Source organism: Pseudoxanthomonas sp. SE1 (genome assembly GCF_029542205.1).
Taxonomy (GTDB): Bacteria; Pseudomonadota; Gammaproteobacteria; order Xanthomonadales; family Xanthomonadaceae; genus Pseudoxanthomonas_A.
This window is the reverse complement of sequence record NZ_CP113783.1, coordinates 2552860-2570114: the sequence shown is the minus strand read 5'-3', so window position 1 is coordinate 2570114 and position 17255 is coordinate 2552860. Positions and strand designations below refer to the sequence as shown.

Below are 17255 nucleotides of genomic sequence, written 5' to 3'. Positions count from 1 at the left end.
CGATGTTCAAACCCATTCCTGTCGCCATCGGCCTGCGCTATCTCCGCGCCAAGCGCCGCAACGGTTTCATCTCCTTCATTTCGCTCGCTTCGGTCCTGGGGATCGCGCTGGGCGTGATGATCCTGATCACCACGCTGTCGGTGATGAGCGGATTCCAGCGCGAGATCCGCGACCGCCTGTTGCAGGCCACCGCGCATGCCACCGTGATGGGCGCGGGCGAGGCGATGCAGGACTGGCCGCACGCGACCAAGGTCGCCATGGACGATCCGCGCGTGGCCGGTGCCGCGCCCTTCATCCATGTGCAGGCCATGCTGACCGGGAATGCCGATCCGCAGGGCGCGCTGGTCACCGGCATCCTGCCGGGTGAGGAGCCCAAGGTCTCCGTCATCGGCGACAAGATGAAGGCGGGCTCGCTGGATTCGCTGAAGCCCGGCGAATTCCACATCCTGCTCGGACAGGAACTGGCGGCCTGGTTGCGTGTCGGCGTCGGCGACAGCGTGGTGGTCACTGCGGGCGATTTCCAGGGCACCCCGATGGGGGCGATGCCCAAGATCAAGCGATTCACTGTTTCCGGCATATTCTCCGTGGGCCACAACGACGTCGACCGCAACCTGGCGCTGGTCCATATGAGCGATCTGCAGCGCGTGTTGCGGATGGGCGAGGGCGTCACCGGCGTACGCATGAAGCTGCACGACATGTACCAGTCCTGGGAGGTCGCGCGCGATCTGGCGTTGCGTCTGCAGGGACCGTACCGGATCAGCGACTGGACCAGCGAGAACGCCAATCTCTACCACTCGCTGAAGATGGAAAAGACGGTGATGGGCATCCTGCTGTCCTTCATCATCCTGATGGGCGCGTTCTCGCTGGTGAACTCGCAGGTCATGCTGGTGACCGACAAGCAGGCCGACATCGCCATCCTGCGCACGCTCGGCCTCACGCCGCGCGGCGTCATGCAGGTGTTCATGGTGCAGGGTGTCCTGATCGGCGTGATGGGCACGGTACTGGGCGTGGTCGGCGGCATCCTGCTGACGATCAATCTGGAATACATCCTTGCCGCCATCGAAGCGGTGTTCAAGGTGACGTTGCTTCCACCGGATGTGTACTACATCACTGGGCTTCCGTATGAACTCGACGCGGGCGAGGTGGTGCTGATCGCCGCCGTCGCGCTCACCATGAGCTTCCTGGCCACGCTGTATCCCGCATGGCGCGCCGCCCGCACGCAGCCGGCGGAGGCGCTTCGCTATGAGTGAACCGAATCGCATGAACGACGCCATCCGTTCCGCCGTCATCCACGCCGAGGCGCTCGGCAAGACCTACGCGGAAGGCAAGCTGCGCACGCCCGTGTTCGATGGGCTGGAGCTCAATGTGCAGCCCGGCGAAACCGTGGCGATCGTCGGGGCGTCCGGTGCCGGCAAGAGCACGTTGCTGCATCTGCTCGGTGGACTGGATACGCCGACCTCGGGCGAGGTGTACGTGGCCGGGCAGAAGATGTCTTCATTGTCGGATGCCGCGCGTGGCCAGTTGCGCAACAGGGCGCTTGGCTTCGTCTACCAGTTCCACCATCTGTTGCCTGAATTCACCGCGCTGGAGAACGTCATGATGCCGGTGATGCTGGGCGGTGCCGCCACGGATGATGCGGGCAGCAAGGCCAGGTCGCTGCTCGACGCGGTGGGGCTTGGCCATCGTCTGGCGCACAAGCCGGGTGAACTGTCAGGCGGCGAGCGCCAGCGTGCCGCGGTGGCGCGCGCACTGGTGAATCAACCTGCCTGCGTGCTGGGCGACGAGCCCACCGGCAACCTGGACGAGAAGACGGCTGCGACGGTGTTCGATCTGATGCTTGAGCTCAATCGTGCGCAGAAGACAAGCCTGGTGCTGGTGACCCACGATCGCCGGCTGGCGCGCCGACTGGACCGTGTGCTCGAACTGCATGAGGGCAAACTGCGCGAACTGGCGCAAGATGCGGTCTGACCTTTGCGGAAACCGCTGGGTCATTACATCTGAGCGCTGGTTGGAAGACAGTTGCTGAATCAAGCCGACCCACGAAGCGGCGTCGGCTTGAATGAACCGTCAGGCGGCGCCTGTATGCACACCTCCGAATAGACGCCCCGCGTTCTTGCGGCCTCGCTCAAGACCTTCTGGCGAGAGATAGACCGACTTGGACTTGCCTTTCGGGTCACTAATCAGTCCTTGTGCGTGCAGGCGATCCATTACGTCAAAGTCAAAGCCCTTCCACGCCCGGCCACCATCGAAGCTGAAAGTGGCTAGGAGAGCAAGGACCGCGTCCTCGATGCAAGCTTGATCATAGTTCATGGTTTTCACTCCACGTTGCCGCTATCTAACTTTGCTGCCTAACGCCTGAGTTAAGCCGACCCGCGAAGCCAGCTCGGCTTGAATGACTTGTTAGCTACGGCCATAAACTCCCCATGCAGTTTTACTGTATGAAATTGTCCCGCCGCTGTTTACTCTCCACCGCCGCGAGCCGCAAAAATCAATCCTCATCTTCGAGGCGGTGACCGCGCGTACAAGATGGCAGCGTCTCATAGAGCGCGTGCTAACAACGATAGCTGGTTCTCTAATCTTTGATCCGGCCACGACGGTGTACAGAACACCTATGTCATGCGTAAAGACTGCAGATAAGAATACATAAAGCAGCGCAAGTTTCTTGCTGTGAGCGTAATTAGATGAAGCTCTGTCAAATCTGTGCCACAGAACCAGCGCAACCGTCGATGCCACCAGAAATGCGACGAACCATAGACTTCCGGAAGCATTGAACGACCGAGATGGAGCGCGCGCTGCGGCGATCACAATGACGCAGAGGAAAAGAGCCGCAACTCGCAGATAGATCATTGATAGCTAACACCTGAATTAAGCCGACCCGCGAAGCGGGGTCGGCTTGAATGAATTGTTAGGCTGGAGTTGCGGTGCCCGGGAGCCACGAAGGCGAAGCACCTCTTCCTTGTCCTGGAGTGGCCGCATAAAGACCCCAGGCTTGATGCCCTGGAAAGCTGGCCCCTTCAGAAGGATCAGCCGCTTCTCGGACTCTTGGGCGTGGGCAGTCTGGATTTGGCCAAGGCTGTAGTGGAGGTGAGAGGCCAGTGGTACGTGGAGGACCGCCGGGACCTTCTGGGCATTTGTGGCAACAACCTCGTCAACAGTGATGCGCAGCCTGATCTGATTGTTGAGCCCGGGGCCGGTTCGTGCCTCCGGGTGGCGGATCTGCCTGCCGGAGCCGCTGACCATGTCCACTCCCGTCACGCGGCCGACTAGGATGTGGTCTGCGCTCGTGGCCATCTCTTCCAGCGTAGCCTCAAATGGGAAGCCCGCCAGTGCAATAGCTGGCAGAAGAGAAAAGACGGTTAGCAGGATGCGACGCATGTTTTTCTCCAGCCTAACGCCTGAGCTAAGCCGACCCGCGAAGCGGGTTCGGCTTGAATGACTTGTTAGGGCCCAAGCGTGCGATCCCGAGAGCCCTTGAACCACGCCCAGCCGAGAGCCGCGAAAACCACAGCGCATAGGAGTGTGACTAGAAGTGCTAGCGTCGCAGCAACGGGTTGGTCAGAGAACATGAACGACGCATAGTTGCCGCGGCGACCAATGCCAACGACCCCATGAGCAAGGGCTCTGTACGCTACCCACGCTGCGCCGGACAGTCCGAGTAAGGCCACATACACACCGGAGATCATACCCGCAAGTCGCTCGCGCTCCGCTCGGGATCTGTCAAAAAAAAACGGAATGATAAGAGGAAGAATAAACCCTGCTAAAAGAGCGAAAAAGATCTCCATTCTTGGGCCCTAACGCCTGAATTAAGCCGACCCGCGAAGCGGGTTCGGCTTGAATGATTTGTTAGGCCCCGTCACGGTGAGCATATGGTCTCTACAGTGGTTGCCACATTGGCTTGAAAGCTGATCCGAAGCCAGCAGCCATCGTCCCAGAGATAGTCCCTGAATACGTGCCCGTCGCGCTCGTAGGCATCTGCGTGGCCGTACGCCTCCGTAACCTGCGCATATGTCATGCCAGGACAGACTCTTGCAAGAGTGCAGAATTTTTCACTGGAGCTGTGAACGCTGCCGACACCTTGCTCATCGAGAGAAACGACCAAGCCCGGGTAGGACAAGGTTATGGGCAGAAAGAAGTCCGACTCTTCAGTGCGTTTCTTGGGATTACCTAGCAACGCAATAACAGAGGCCTGGCTTTGACCAATCGCAATCCCACCCAATGTCAGGCCCTCTTCGGGGGAAGCAACGGAACTGACGCCGGCATGCGCTGGCATCAGTTGAGCAAAGATCATCATCAGTGCCGCGAGTGCCTTCATAGGGGGCTAACGCCTGAATTAAGCCGACCCGCAATGGATCGGCACCGAAGCCGATAGTACCCAGAACGACCCGAAGTTAGCGAACCTGATGCGGGTTCGGCTTGAATGAATTGTTAGGCGCCTACTGAGCAAGCTGTGCATCCGACGCGCTTGCCACGCACTGCGCGAGTGCCCCCATCGTGCCGCTGTGTTCTGCTTGGCACTGCAATAGTGCCGCACTCATCTCAGGCTTGTACTTTACGAAACCGTTGCGGGAGAACTCCTCGATGCACCGGTTGGCACGAAAAACCCAAAGAGTGTCGCTGTTCAAGTCTGGGTTGTCGTAGACATCGTTAACCCGCTCGATCATTAGTTGCTTACCGGCAACATCCAGTCCGCCTGAGCTGACTGAGTCTATAAATTGCTTGCGCGGAGTCTTAACGTCATCGCGCGCCATGACTAGCAATGCAATCGGTTGACCCTCTCGCTCCTGGCAGTAACGAGGAACCTGCTGCGGAGTGGAAGGAGGCGTCAATTGTTGCTGCGCATTAGCGAGCATTGGCATAAGTAGCAGTGCAGCAGCTGTAATGAATCGCATAAATCCCCTGTGGTGTTGGATTGGCACCTAACACCAGAATTAAGCCGACCCGCGAAGCGGGTTCGGCTTGAATGAATTGTTAGGCCCCGCCCATCTAGACAGACATGGCCACTGCAAGAAATCCTGAACTAAGCCACACGAGAAAGCAAAGCCCGGCACAAGGCAGCACAAGCACGCGCGAACACGCGCCAATAGCTGCGACGACCGCAACCACGAGAGTGGAGCCCCAGAACATGGTGTGTGCCCCGGGCCCCCAAACGAGCCAATAAGGTGGACCAATAAGCGAGGCACTCAAGATTGAACCGGTAGGTAGCCAGTCGGGCTTGTGCAGCACGACTAGACAAAGGGCGACGTAAGAAAGAACAAAGAGAAGCAACGACGTCGTTGCGACTACTACGAATAGCCGGCTATCTGATGCTGTCAAGGACTGCGTGGCCATCTTGAACCCTGCTGCGGGGCCTAACACCTGAATTAAGCCGAACCGCGAAGCGGGTTCGGCTTGAATGAACTGTTATGCGCCAAGGTAAGCCCGAAGCCCGCGGCCTGCAACGGGGTCGGAACATCCGGGAGCAGGAAATCACTCGCCGTCAGCCCGTAGCAGGGTGGGGCCCGTAAAGACCGAAGCCGACCGCGACGCCGGTCCGCAAGCCGGAAGGTCATCCGGAAGCCGTGCGGCGCGAGAGCGATGTACCCGAAGCCGAGTGAAGCGAAGCCAGAAGGACGCGCCTGTTGCCTTGTATCAACAATCGATCAGCACCGAAGCCGCGGCTGCCGCACGATCGACTGGCAACCGAAGCCGACAACACCAACACACCCACCCACGTATAACGCCTGAATTAAGCCGACCCGCGAAGCGGGTTCGGCTTGAATGAATTGTTAGCGCGCTCTAGGACCACTCCTAAAGCAGCCCCAGCTGCACCATAACAGCTAAAGACAAGCGCTAGCCCCAAGGAAGAAATTTCATGGGTTGAGTAGTACTCCGAAGGAACCCAACCGGAACGAACGTAGCTATCAATCAGGCTAGTAATGAAGGCTGCTGCAGTGCCGGAGAGAACAGGACGATGAGCGGCCGTGATCCCAACGATGAGCCACGGAGCAAGGTGGAGAAACATCCATTGCAAGTTGGAACCGACAAGTTTGCTGAAGTTAATCCAGAGCTCTGTAGAGACGGAGACTGTGGTGGCAGGTTGCTTAAGTGCCCACGAAACGGCCCCCCAGATTGAAACGCCTAGGGCAATGCTAAAGCCAGTGCGAATCCATGCAGCCATAGAGCGCTAACGCCAGAATTAAGCCGACCCGCGAAGCGGGTTCGGCTTGAATGAATTGTTAGGCGACATGGTGAGGTGCATCCGGCCCCCAAGCAACACCCTTGGCGCTTACCTGTAACCCCGCATAGCGTTCGACCAATGCCCATGGCACAGACGAAGTGTCGTACTCAATGATCTGGTAATCGCGGCCGCAAGTGCGCCAGCTTTGACAGGGGGCGGCGTTGGGCTGCGCATCCCAAGGAACTTCAGACAGCCGCCGCAACTCCGCCCAGGCCAATTGAAGCGTAGAAAACTCTCCGACATGCTCGGCGTGGCTCTCATCTTCGATCACGAAGGTCTTTGGCATGACGCCTAACACCCGAATTAAGCCGACCCGCGAAGCGGGTTCGGCTTGAATGAATTGTTAGGCCCCGGCATGAAACTGCTCGTAGGCCTCAGTCTCAATGTCCGAAATAACGTTTCCGTCCTCGTCCCTGATGCTGTAGGCCTGCTGATCTCCGCCAATGCTGGCGCACCCATCCAACCCTAGCAAGAGCGTGTACATCACATCAGTCAAGATGGTGTCCAGCAATTGAGGGAACTGGCGAGCTTGAAACTCAGATAGATGCAAGGCGGACAGTTGCTTGGCTGCGAGGCTGCCTGGCTCGTTTACGTACTGAAGAAAGTGATCTTTCTCGGCCTTCCAGTTTGCTACGAATTGCTTGGCGTCCATGATTGTCTCGTAGGGGCCTAACGCCTTGAGTTAAGCAGCCGCCGCCCCGGAAGCATGGCTTTCGCCAGGTGTCGATGCGGCGGTCTGCTTGAATGATTGGTTAGGCCAACGCTAAGCCACGGGCCGCGTGCCTGCAAGCGCAAGGAGGCCGTGGCCCCGACACAAGTCGTCTCGGACGCCCACGATTGGCCGCCTTGGACCGAGGGTTGTCGCCGGATCGATCCGGCAGCCGCGGCCGTGATATGCGTGATGGTGAGGCGGGGCCAACGCGCGCTGCGGTGATGTCGCGCAGCGCGAGAAATGCGGGCCGCTGCTTGAACGGAAGAACCCGCGCTGTTGAAGGCCTAACGCCTTGAATTAAGCAGCCGCCGCCCCGGAAGCATGGCTTTCGCCAGGTGTCGATGCGGCGGTCTGCTTGAATGATTGGTTAGGCCAACGCTAAGCCACGGGCCGCGTGCCTGCAAGTGCGCGGTGGTCGTGGCCTCGAGGCAAGGCGCACCGGAAGCCAACGATACGCCGCCCAGGATAGTCGGTTGTCGACGCATCCGAGCCGGCAGCCGCGGCCGCGATGTGCGTGATGGTTGGGCGGGGCCAGCGCGAACTGCAGTGATGCGGCGCAGCGCGAGAGATGCGGGCGCTGCTTGAGAGGGAGAGGCCGTGCCGCTTAAGGCCTAACACCTGAATTAAGCCGACCCGCGAAGCGGGTTCGGCTTGAATGAATTGTTAGGCCGCATTGGCGACCTTGGGAAGGTAGAAGTAGGCCACCAGAAGCGTAGTGGTGAAGAACATGGCCAAAAAGTAGTTGATGGCGCCAATAACCACTGCAGCCTTGAGCTTGCCGTCTGCAGGCTGCCGAGAGCGCCACACAAGCAGTCCGATGACTGCAGAGACCGCAGCAATTGCCCAGGTAGCCGACTGCACCGCGGGCAACCAAGCGGCGTGAATTTTAGATATGGCCGGGACGACCGGCCCGAACGAAGCCAGGTGCGTGGGTGGATAGAGCGCGAGGACGGACGAAACAAGACCGCCCGTGACAAGCACAGCGAGAATGCTACCAACGTAGATCAAGATGGATATGAACTTGAACATGCGGCCTAACACCGGAATTAAGCCGACCCGCGAAGCGGGTTCGGCTTGAATGAATTGTTAGGCGGGCTAGCGTGTAACCGCATCTCGCCACTCCAGTAGTTTGCCGGCGGCCAAGGCAGCGCGACTCTCTGTGCCAGTGAGGCCCATATGCTCATCAGCTATCTGCACAAGATGCTGAGCAAGTTGAGCGTTGCTTGCACCGCGCCATAACAGACTGCAGACGTGATCGACGTAGCCATCGTACTCATCACGGGCTTGCGGCACGCCTGCTACCCCAATTGGATCCCAAATATAGTGCAGCACCTCGCCAACGGCCTGGTGCAATGCTTTCTGCTCTGGTCCAAGACTGTCTGTCATAGCCCGCCTAACGCCTGAATTAAGCCGCGCCGCGAAGCGGCGTCGGCTTGAATGAATTGTTAGGCCTGCTGCTGGAATGCCAAGTGGTAGCCATTGCAGTCCCTAACGCCAAACTCTCTGGAGCCATACGGCATGTCTTGGATGGGCCAAAGAACGGACGCCCTGTCCTTGACCGAAGCAAAATAACTGTCCACGTCCGGAACTGTGAAGTAGATGGTGCCAGAGAAGCCTGGCGAGTCGCCCCATGGGTGGCTTGATGTAAAGATCAGTGCGCTTCCGGATTGCTCAACAGTAAGCGAATCCTCTGCAGTGCCTCGGACGTTGAAGCCGAGCACTGACTGGTAGTACTGGCGAGTCTGATCAAGGTCTGGGCAATGAAGGAGAACTGTCAGCGGCATGAGTGCTCCAAAGCAGGCCTAACGCTTGAGTTAAGCCGCGCCGCGAAGCGGCGTCGGCTTGAATGAATTGTTAGGCGCGCTAGTCGACGATACTGAGCTTGACTTGTGCGCCATCTGGTAGGCCTTCAATCTGTTGAGCAACGTCGCCGGAAGCGGAGATGAGCCCGCTCAGTGAGATGACGGCGAGGTTATCACCACTATACTCTCCGCCAAGTGCGCCCGGGATTTTGAGGCAGTACTTGAAGCCAGGGCCGAGCGGACCGAGGCGCTCACGGGCTTGTTGAACCAACTCGCTCATATACCAGTCCCGCAGGAACTCTTGGTCTTGGGAAAGTCGATCAAGTTCCTCTCTCGACTGCGCAACGACCTTGCAGTAGAGATCCTCTGGGCAAAGACGCCAGTAGCGTCCGCTCTGATCTTTGACCATCAAGTTGCCAAAATCGTTATCTCCGACGATTTGGCTAGGCTCCAGGCCAGTCCAGCCCCACGCCTCTTTGACGATCGCGATTAGTTCCATGCGCGCCTAACACCTGAATTAAGCCGACCCGCGAAGCGGGTTCGGCTTGAATGAATTGTTAGGCGCGCAGCAACTATGCACGACGGAACGGACGCATGAGTACATTGCCTATTGTCTCCAGCACGGGTAACACTTTAAGCGCAAATATAATGACCCAGATGGCAAGGCCTACTCTCCAGTTTAGGATCAGGAGAGCGATGAGGAGGATCCAGTCCAGAATGTGTAGCGCGCCAAACCAGGTTGGCAGGTTCTGGTGGTCGGGCGGCAGTACGCCAGACTTTTTGGCTTGGACGATTCGCTTGTCGAGCGTGGTGATTGATGAGCTCACAAAGAGCGCTATGGCAAAGCCTATCAGCCAAGGTGACGCTAAAAACTGGTTGACGATCGACATACTTTCTCCAGCGCCTAACACCGGAATTAAGCCGACCCGCGAAGCGGGTTCGGCTTGAATGAATTGTTAGGCCGATGGTAGCTCAATACTGCTCCAGCATACCTCTAGTCCGGTATCAGGACTGTCCTGCCGCCGACGGAACTCTGCCGCTGCCAAGATCTTGGGAGACGAGTCTGCATCTCCAAGCCGACTAAGCTCAAAAATATCCGCAGACTCGAAGTCGCCCCGATACTCCGTGACGTCAAGCGTCCGAGAGCGAAATGCGTGCGGTACGCCGCGATAGAGGGCGATACCAGCCCGAGGGCCGTCGTACCAGTCGTCTAGTTGCAAGACTTCTTCGAACTCTCGCATCTTAGGCCTAACACCTGAGTTGACCGGACCCGCCATGGGTCCGCTCCGACGCCGATGATAGCCGGATCCCTGCCGAAGACGCGGGCCCCGATGCGGGTTCCGGTTGAACGACTAGTTATGCGGCAGCGGTCCGGATGCCTGCAATGCGGAGCGTCCCTCCTGGCCATGCCTGCTACCTGAAACCCCTCCGCGGAAGCGCCCGGTAAAAGCGGCTGACCAGAGCACCGCAAGCCCCGGCTTGTGGCGCGCCGGTTGCGCCGCTTTTGTAGCAGGTGAGCGAAGCGACCGACAATCGGAAAGCGGCGCGCAGTGATGTCAGACCTTGCCCATGCCAAAGGGATCTGATTCCGCCCTGCCGTATAACACCTGAGTTGACCGGACCCGCCATGGGTCCGCTCCGACGCCGATGATAGCCGGATCCCTGCCGAAGACGCGGGCCCCGATGCGGGTTCCGGTTGAACGACTAGTTATGCGGCAGCGGTCCGGATGCCTGCAATGCGGAGCGTCCCTCCTGGCCATGCCTGCTACCTGAAACCCCTCCGCGGAAGCGCCCGGTAAAAGCGGCTGACCAGAGCACCGCAAGCCCCGGCTTGTGGCGCGCCGGTTGCGCCGCTTTTGTAGCAGGTGAGCGAAGCGACCGACAATCGGAAAGCGGCGCGCAGTGATGTCAGACCTTGCCCATGCCAAAGGGATCTGATTCCGCCCTGCCGTATAACACCAGAGTTAAGCCGACCCGCGAAGCGGGTTCGGCTTGGACGATTTGTTATGCGCGCCAAGGTAAACCCGAAGCCGACGGCCCGCAACGGCTGCGCTGCACCAGGGAACACGGACAAAGCATCCGCAGGCCCGGAATAGGTCGAGGCCAGCAAAGACCGAAGTCGACAGTGCCGCAAGTCCGAAGGTCATAAGCCATCCTTTGCCGAGCGGCACGAACGCGATGCGTCCGAAGCCGAGTGAAGCGAAGTGCGGAACTGCCAGTCGTCCGGATGAGTCAGCGAGCGACCAACGCCGAAGCCAGCGGTAGAGCGGAAGTCGCAGCGTCACCGAAGCCGACAACACCAACACGCCAACCCACGCATAACACCTGAATTAAGCCGACCCGCGAAGCGGGTTCGGCTTGAATGAACTGTTATGCGCCAAGGTAAGCCCGAAGCCAGCAACCTGCAACGGGTCCGGAACATCCGGGAGCAGGAAATCATTCGCCGGCAGCCCGTAGCAGGGTGGGGCCCGTAAAGACCGAAGCCGCTGGCGACGCCGGTCCGCAAGCCGGAAGGTCATCCGGAAGCCGTGCGGCGCGAGAGCGATGTACCCGAAGCCGAGTGAAGCGAAGCCAGAAGGACGCGCCTGTTGCCTTGTATCAACAATCGATCAGCACCGAAGCCGCGGCTGCCGCACGATCGACTGGCAACCGAAGCCGACAACACCAACACACCCACCCACGTATAACGCCAGAATTAAGCCGACCCGCGAAGCGGGTTCGGCTTGAATGAATTGTTAGGCCCATTGAAGCGTGGGTTACGCCACAAGGCAATAAACCAGAAGGCAATCCCTATCGCGACTGCCCATGACCACGCGAATGTGGTGAGCTCAAACCAGTTTTGGAGGAACTCCTCCCGTGTGGAAGTGGCAACCCACAAGACCAAGCAGACACTAGAAACTAACAAACTACCTAGAATCGATTGCCACCAGGCTACCCAACGCTTACGAACAAATAGGAAAACAAGTGGAACGCCGAACAGCAGCATGGCTATGTAGGCGGCAATGAGAAGGAAGTGGTTGAAGTGCCAATGCGTGAAGCGCCAGAGAGTCGGAAGCTGGATAACTAGTGGGCTTAGCAGCAAGCCGAGCAGAAGCCTGATCATGGGCCTAACACCGGAATTAAGCCGACTTGGCCGCGCTAGCGGACAAGTTCGGCTTGAATGAATTGTTAGGGCCCATGCCGATCTACTGCGGGACCTAGCCGGGAAACGAGATCATCCATCTGGGCTAACCATTCTTCGGCACCCTGGTCAGCCCATAACTCATAGAGTTCGGAGTCGCGCGGGCCGCGTACACGCTTTACCGCGGCGAGTGCCTGTGGCGCCAGTGCGCGCAGCTGATCCGAAGGTTGGCGTTGTATCCATGCGGCTAGATCTGTCGGGAGGTCCTTGTTGGGCTTGCCCAAGGACGCAGCTACGACCTCAGCAGCTACGAGCGCGTCCTCAGCGTCCGAAGACTCCAGGTATCCAGCGGAGATAGCTAAGCGAAGCGCCTCTCGAACCGAGTCGACGGTGCCAGACTCTGCCCAGGTTAAAGCAGTGTCCAGCGACTGATCGTTGTCAAAGTGCCCGACGCCCCACGTACCTGCAGAGGCAGGCGCTGCAATGATTAGAAGCAAGAACGCGATGAACTTTCTCATGGGCCCTAACACCGGAATTAAGCCGACCCGCGAAGCGGGTTCGGCTTGAATGAATTGTTAGACCGCATTAGTGCATGACTCCCCAAGACTCGCAAACGCCGCCGAACTGCTCCATTGCCGCGCTAGCCTGGCGTTGGACTGATGTCACACCCTCGTATGAGACCTTGCCTAGAACCTGGAATTGGACATAACCGTCGCCGCGCTCGTCAGGCGGGTACAGGCCGAGCTCGCCATACATTGCCCGAAGAAGGTCGAGGGCGGCTGCCTGAGGGGGCCAGCTCTCGAAGTCCACGTTGTAGTCGACGGAGTACTGCTTGGAGAAATCGAAGGCATTGGCAGCGAGCTTGCGGAATACGCCGCCATCCGCATCATCAGGCCAATCTTCAGTGAACTCTGTCATGCGGTCTAACACCGGAATTAAGCCGACTTGGCCGCGTCAGCGGACAAGTTCGGCTTGAATGAATTGTTAGGGCTTATGCCGAGAAGGCTGAAGCATGAGCGTGTTGCTGTCATAAGTGGGGCCCGACCAGTATTTGATGTTGGTGATGCCTGATATGCGTACGTATGGGTCAAGCATATGTAGCTGGCGCTGGACAGGGATCTTCGGGCTAGACAACTTGAAATCTACCTGAAATAACCTGTTTGCCTGAGGAGCGACCAAACAGCCACGGCTGGCGATAGTCGTTTTTGATCGAGAGATGAGACTGGCTACTTCCTGCTCTGGGGTTTCCCGGCACTCTGACTCCAACACTGGACGAACGAGCACAGAGAGGTAAGCACCATCTATAAATCGAACTATGAGAAGCCGACTGCCGTTTGCAGATTGTTGGTAGGTACGGTCCTTAACGAGGTCCGGGGAGCCCTCCACGATTGAAAGGCAAAGGACGTCGTAGCAAAGATTGGTGCGCGGGAGAGTTGCCAAGCAAGCGAATGAAGCCAAGCAGGCGGAAATACCTAGCAACCACTTGCCGAGACACTTGCTCATAAGCCCTAACACCTGAGTTAAGCCGACCCGCGAAGCGGGTTCGGCTTGAATGAACTGTTAGGCCTCATCGTCGCTATCTTCGTACGCGTCCCGGGCCCAGTCGCTTTGCGGGTCGTTGCGGATGGCCGACCAGCCGCGAGGTAAATCCGCCAGCTTGGCGAGCGATGGATCACGGTCAAGCATACACCCCATACAGACGAGCTTGAGGTTTGCGGCATCCGTGGTCGTTCCGCAAAGAAACTGCCAGTCTCCGTCGTGATCGTGATAGACCTCGACAATCGGGTTGAGGCCGTCAAGCACCTGCCTTGTTGTGTAGGAAGCGGTGTTGACTGCATCTGCAAAGGGCCATGACTCGAAGTTGTGAGGGTGGCTCATATGAGGCCTAACGCCTGAATTAAGCCGACCCGCGAAGCGGGTTCGGCTTGAATGAATTGTTAGGGCGCAACCGGAAGCTTGGCTACGCACTGGTCGCGGATACCGGGTACTTTGTCATATGCCGAACGATACTCCGCATCGAGGTTGGCATAGCCATTCTGTTCTTTGGAGCGAGTAGTGATTGCCACGTAGTCAGCGAAAGACCAAGCGACAGGCAGCGCGTCCATGATGCAGTCACAGAATGGCTCATAGCCGAAGGCTCGCCTGCATTCAGCCCTGCGAACACGAATCAGGGAATCAAGCTTGGCATCGACTTGGTCGATTACCTCGACGGCTTTCTCCAGTCGCTCCAGCTGCTCGAGTCTTTCAAGCGACTGAGCCCATCCCACAGAAGGCCAGGTAAATAGCAAGGCTAGAGCTACGAGGCATGCCTTCATTGAACTCTCCATTGCGCCCTAACACCTGAATTAAGCCGACCCGCGAAGCGGGTTCGGCTTGAATGAACTGTTAGGCCGCGTCACTCGAATGCGCCCTTGAAGAATACGTAACGCTTCCACCAAGGATGCTCATCTCGTAGAACTGAGACAGCTGGCGATTGACTCCAGAGTGAGTTTAGGTAGTCAGTGGGCGAGCTAAGAACATCCTGCCATGACGCACCCGGAAAAATCGTCACTCTTGCATGATCTCCGTCAAAAGCAGCAAATGATTGCTCAAAGGGCAGATAAGTGAGCAAGTGATCAGGCTCATAGTGCTCGCAAGATGCGACGAGCGAGATAGCTGGAATCCGGTAGACACCAGACTCATCAAGATTCGGGTCTTGTGGAGAGTGGGCGGCAACGTAGATGCGGCCTACCCGCAGATCTTGAGCGGAGTGAAGGCGAATTTGACCTGTCTCGGTGTGAGCAGGGTCATACCTGAGTTGGCCTCCCGTTGTCAGGAAGGTCCAGAGGTCAGCTGGCACGAGTGTTTGCACAAGTCTCCAAGCGGCCTAACACCTTGAGTTAAGCCGACCCGCGAAGCGGGTTCGGCTTGAACGAGTGGTTATGCAGCCTAGGTAGTAGGTACCCCGGGCTGCTGAAGCGATCTTAGCCGAGAACAGTAGGCGAAGAGGAAATCACGGGATGGAGCCAGGGGCAGTGAGTGGCCCGTGCTTGTAAGGCCGAAGCCAGCGGCGCCGCCCGCATGGAGTTGATCCTGCATCAGCTGACCGAGCGGCGCGAACCTGCTGCATCCGAAGCCGACTGAAGCGAAGCCGGGAGGCGCGAGAGACCAAGCTAGGTCAGCGACCGACCAATGCCGAAGCCGCGATCGAGTGAGAAACCAAGGTGTCACCGAAGCCGACGACACCAACACGCCAACCCACGCATAACACCAGAATTAAGCCGACCCGCGAAGCGGGTTCGGCTTGAATGAATTGTTAGACCTGCAGCCGGGACCGCAAGTCAGTCACCTCAGCTTGCCAGTCACTGAAGTCCTCGGTGTCCTCCCACAACTCTCGAAGCTCGGATTCTGGGCCTAGGATCCGATCAATCGCTTGCTGGGCGTCAGACACAAGCTTAGCGTCAGGCGATGGCTTTACCCGGGCGATCCACTCTAGGAGTTCAGTCTCATTCTGAGCTTCCGTCGTGGGGCGACCGAGTGCAGCGACTACGACCTCAATCGCAGCCAGTGCGTCAGTTGCATCTGGCGAGTCCAAGTACTCTTCTGCAACCAGGGCCCGTGCGATGGTCTCGCGAACAAGTGAAAGGTCGCTTGTTTTTGTGAGATCGATCAGCCAATCCGCTGCGCTGTCATTGCCAAAAGAACCAATTGCCCAGCAACCCATGAACTTGCTCCTGCAGGTCTAACACCAGAGTTAAGCCGACCCGCGAAGCGGGTTCGGCTTGAATGAATTGTTAGGCGGCTAGCTCAAATCTAGCAGCCAGATCCCCAGACGAGTTTGCCACTCTAACCGCGTAGCGCGGCTCCATGCCAATGAGGGGCAGCATGTACACGGCGCCAGTAGCGTCAAAAGCCAAAACCTCACCGCCGCCGTTGCCAGCGAAAGCCAAGTAGCCTGGCGCGTGCTCTTGAATCACAATGTCTGCGTTGTTGCCAGAAATCTCGGCCAACGGCCAAAGAGCAACATAGCCGGGCATATCGTCCCCGACAGTGAAACCCTCAAATACGCCGTGAGTTGCAAGGAACTGCTCGTACTCAACTGGGATCGGTAGGTTCATAGCCGCCTAACACCTGAATTAAGCCGACCCGCGAAGCGGGTTCGGCTTGAATGAATTGTTAGGCGCACGGCCGATAAGCCTGAGAGCCGCGCGCCGAACTGCCGATGTGGTGTGGATTGTTGCAAGTAGTGTGTACAGCCAAGCCTTTTGCCAACGGCGCCGAATCACGAACACGTGTACGTGCAAGTTGTGACGTTTGCGAACGAATCCGCCACTGTGAACTATGACGAACGAGTGGGCATTGCCAGTTACGCGAGCGGATAGCTCATGTGCCTCGGTAATAAAGAAGCTCATGACGGAGGGGTCGATGCTGGGGTGCTCTGGATCACTGGGCTCATGGCAGAGCACAAAGCAGGACTTGCAGAGGGGCATCTCGTAGGAGACGAGAAAGCACTCTCGCTCCGCATAGCCCGGAGGGGTAGTGATTCTTCTGCGCCTGACAAGAATATTCACGAGTGCGCCTAACACCTGAATTAAGCCGCGCCGCGAAGCGGCGTCGGCTTGAATGAATTGTTAGGCCGCGCCTCATGCTGCTGAAGCAACAGCCGCGGGCTGACCCAAGGTGCCGAAATCTGGTTGCCGATTTGAATCCGAAGGCGCACGCAACCCTCATGCATGGTTCTTCCTCCTTGCTTGAAGGTAGCGTCTAAGACCGTAGCCGATCAGGCGAAGTAACAACAAATAGATAATTACCGCCGTAACAAAGAGCGCGCCCCCACCAAGCGCAGACTTAACCGGCGCATAGAAAATTCCTAGAGCGACAACTCCCACAATGTATACGGCGAATTCCATAGCGGCCTAACGCCTGAATTAAGCCGACCCGCGCAGCGGGTTCGGCTTGAATGAATTGTTAGGCGCGTCGCCGCCGAAGTAGCGGTCCACAGATGGCTCCGAGCCAGCCTGCAAGTAAGTAGCTTGCCACTACCCAGAGAAGAGCGCCTTGATCCTCTCCAGCGGAGTGTTGGAACAGAATAGCCATGATCCCACAGCTGAGGCCAGTGGCTAGAAGGCCGGTTAACATCGAATGGTCGGCGGACAAGTAGGAGGCCACCAATCCACAAAGGAATGGCGCTAGATACGTGGCCCCATGTACTACGAGCCAGATGGCGTTACCAAAGGGATCTCCCGTCGAAGTAGAGCCTACGGAGATTACGAACAGTCCTGCCATGAGCTGGCCAAGAAAGAATGCCGCTAGTCCTGCGCCAATCGCTGCGATTCTCATGGTGCCCCTGAAGCGCCTAACGCCTGAATTAAGCCGAACCGCGAAGCGGGTTCGGCTTGAATGAACTGTTATGCGCCAAGGTAA

At 58.0% G+C, this 17255-nt stretch carries 15 protein-coding genes; 2 read left to right on the top strand and 13 right to left on the bottom strand.

Features of this window, described 5'->3' with window-relative positions:
- Nucleotides 1-2: 2 nt before the first annotated feature.
- Both OY559_RS12060 and lolD read left to right on the top strand, forming a co-directional pair.
- Nucleotides 3-1250, top strand: a complete 1248-nt coding sequence (locus OY559_RS12060) for a lipoprotein-releasing ABC transporter permease subunit (RefSeq protein WP_277726491.1) — start codon at nucleotides 3-5, stop codon at nucleotides 1248-1250.
- Complete coding sequence (gene lolD / locus OY559_RS12055) at nucleotides 1243-1968, top strand: lipoprotein-releasing ABC transporter ATP-binding protein LolD (protein WP_277726490.1); 726 nt, start codon at nucleotides 1243-1245, stop codon at nucleotides 1966-1968. The genes OY559_RS12060 and lolD overlap by 8 nt, the downstream gene beginning before the upstream one ends.
- Nucleotides 1969-2067: 99 nt before the next feature.
- Here the strand turns inward: lolD and OY559_RS12050 are convergent, their stop codons facing one another.
- From OY559_RS12050 to OY559_RS11990, 13 genes are all read right to left on the bottom strand, one after another.
- Nucleotides 2068-2310, bottom strand: coding sequence for a DUF6429 family protein (locus OY559_RS12050; RefSeq protein ID WP_277726489.1), 243 nt, complete (start codon nucleotides 2308-2310; stop codon nucleotides 2068-2070).
- A 555-nt stretch (nucleotides 2311-2865) separates the two neighbouring features.
- Complete coding sequence (locus tag OY559_RS12045; protein ID WP_277726488.1) at nucleotides 2866-3375, bottom strand: hypothetical protein; 510 nt, start codon at nucleotides 3373-3375, stop codon at nucleotides 2866-2868.
- Between the two features lie 478 nt (nucleotides 3376-3853).
- Entirely contained in the window at nucleotides 3854-4312 is a 459-nt protein-coding gene (locus OY559_RS12040) for a hypothetical protein (protein WP_277726487.1), read from the bottom strand.
- A 121-nt stretch (nucleotides 4313-4433) separates the two neighbouring features.
- Complete coding sequence (locus OY559_RS12035) at nucleotides 4434-4748, bottom strand: hypothetical protein (protein ID WP_277726486.1); 315 nt, start codon at nucleotides 4746-4748, stop codon at nucleotides 4434-4436.
- Between the two features lie 1467 nt (nucleotides 4749-6215).
- Nucleotides 6216-6503 carry a hypothetical protein gene (locus OY559_RS12030; RefSeq protein ID WP_277726485.1) on the bottom strand — a complete coding sequence of 96 codons (288 nt, stop codon included), beginning with the start codon at nucleotides 6501-6503 and terminating at the stop codon, nucleotides 6216-6218.
- Between the two features lie 57 nt (nucleotides 6504-6560).
- Nucleotides 6561-6869, bottom strand: a complete 309-nt coding sequence (locus OY559_RS12025; RefSeq protein ID WP_277726484.1) for a hypothetical protein — start codon at nucleotides 6867-6869, stop codon at nucleotides 6561-6563.
- Between the two features lie 723 nt (nucleotides 6870-7592).
- Nucleotides 7593-7958 carry a hypothetical protein gene (locus tag OY559_RS12020; RefSeq protein WP_277726483.1) on the bottom strand — a complete coding sequence of 122 codons (366 nt, stop codon included), beginning with the start codon at nucleotides 7956-7958 and terminating at the stop codon, nucleotides 7593-7595.
- A gap of 834 nt (nucleotides 7959-8792) precedes the next feature.
- Nucleotides 8793-9230 carry a T6SS immunity protein Tdi1 domain-containing protein gene (locus OY559_RS12015; protein WP_277726482.1) on the bottom strand — a complete coding sequence of 146 codons (438 nt, stop codon included), beginning with the start codon at nucleotides 9228-9230 and terminating at the stop codon, nucleotides 8793-8795.
- A gap of 73 nt (nucleotides 9231-9303) precedes the next feature.
- Nucleotides 9304-9621, bottom strand: coding sequence for a hypothetical protein (locus tag OY559_RS12010; RefSeq protein ID WP_277726481.1), 318 nt, complete (start codon nucleotides 9619-9621; stop codon nucleotides 9304-9306).
- 2816 nt (nucleotides 9622-12437) lie between these two features.
- Nucleotides 12438-12770, bottom strand: coding sequence for a ribonuclease E inhibitor RraB (locus OY559_RS12005; protein WP_277726480.1), 333 nt, complete (start codon nucleotides 12768-12770; stop codon nucleotides 12438-12440).
- A gap of 642 nt (nucleotides 12771-13412) precedes the next feature.
- A complete protein-coding gene (locus tag OY559_RS12000) occupies nucleotides 13413-13730 on the bottom strand; it encodes a hypothetical protein (protein WP_277726479.1) in 318 nt (105 codons plus the stop codon).
- 59 nt (nucleotides 13731-13789) lie between these two features.
- Nucleotides 13790-14167, bottom strand: coding sequence for a hypothetical protein (locus tag OY559_RS11995; protein ID WP_277726478.1), 378 nt, complete (start codon nucleotides 14165-14167; stop codon nucleotides 13790-13792).
- A gap of 1458 nt (nucleotides 14168-15625) precedes the next feature.
- A complete protein-coding gene (locus tag OY559_RS11990; protein ID WP_277726477.1) occupies nucleotides 15626-15949 on the bottom strand; it encodes an SMI1/KNR4 family protein in 324 nt (107 codons plus the stop codon).
- Nucleotides 15950-17255: the final 1306 nt, after the last annotated feature.

Coding starts and splice junctions, on each gene's coding strand:
- OY559_RS12060 (WP_277726491.1), top strand. CDS start 3: ATGTTCAAACCCATTCCTGTCGCCATCGGCCTGCGCTATCTCCGCGCC.
- lolD (WP_277726490.1), top strand. CDS start 1,243: ATGAGTGAACCGAATCGCATGAACGACGCCATCCGTTCCGCCGTCATC.
- OY559_RS12050 (WP_277726489.1), bottom strand. CDS start 2,310: ATGAACTATGATCAAGCTTGCATCGAGGACGCGGTCCTTGCTCTCCTA.
- OY559_RS12045 (WP_277726488.1), bottom strand. CDS start 3,375: ATGCGTCGCATCCTGCTAACCGTCTTTTCTCTTCTGCCAGCTATTGCA.
- OY559_RS12040 (WP_277726487.1), bottom strand. CDS start 4,312: ATGAAGGCACTCGCGGCACTGATGATGATCTTTGCTCAACTGATGCCA.
- OY559_RS12035 (WP_277726486.1), bottom strand. CDS start 4,748: ATGGCGCGCGATGACGTTAAGACTCCGCGCAAGCAATTTATAGACTCA.
- OY559_RS12030 (WP_277726485.1), bottom strand. CDS start 6,503: ATGCCAAAGACCTTCGTGATCGAAGATGAGAGCCACGCCGAGCATGTC.
- OY559_RS12025 (WP_277726484.1), bottom strand. CDS start 6,869: ATGGACGCCAAGCAATTCGTAGCAAACTGGAAGGCCGAGAAAGATCAC.
- OY559_RS12020 (WP_277726483.1), bottom strand. CDS start 7,958: ATGTTCAAGTTCATATCCATCTTGATCTACGTTGGTAGCATTCTCGCT.
- OY559_RS12015 (WP_277726482.1), bottom strand. CDS start 9,230: ATGGAACTAATCGCGATCGTCAAAGAGGCGTGGGGCTGGACTGGCCTG.
- OY559_RS12010 (WP_277726481.1), bottom strand. CDS start 9,621: ATGTCGATCGTCAACCAGTTTTTAGCGTCACCTTGGCTGATAGGCTTT.
- OY559_RS12005 (WP_277726480.1), bottom strand. CDS start 12,770: ATGACAGAGTTCACTGAAGATTGGCCTGATGATGCGGATGGCGGCGTA.
- OY559_RS12000 (WP_277726479.1), bottom strand. CDS start 13,730: ATGAGCCACCCTCACAACTTCGAGTCATGGCCCTTTGCAGATGCAGTC.
- OY559_RS11995 (WP_277726478.1), bottom strand. CDS start 14,167: ATGAAGGCATGCCTCGTAGCTCTAGCCTTGCTATTTACCTGGCCTTCT.
- OY559_RS11990 (WP_277726477.1), bottom strand. CDS start 15,949: ATGAACCTACCGATCCCAGTTGAGTACGAGCAGTTCCTTGCAACTCAC.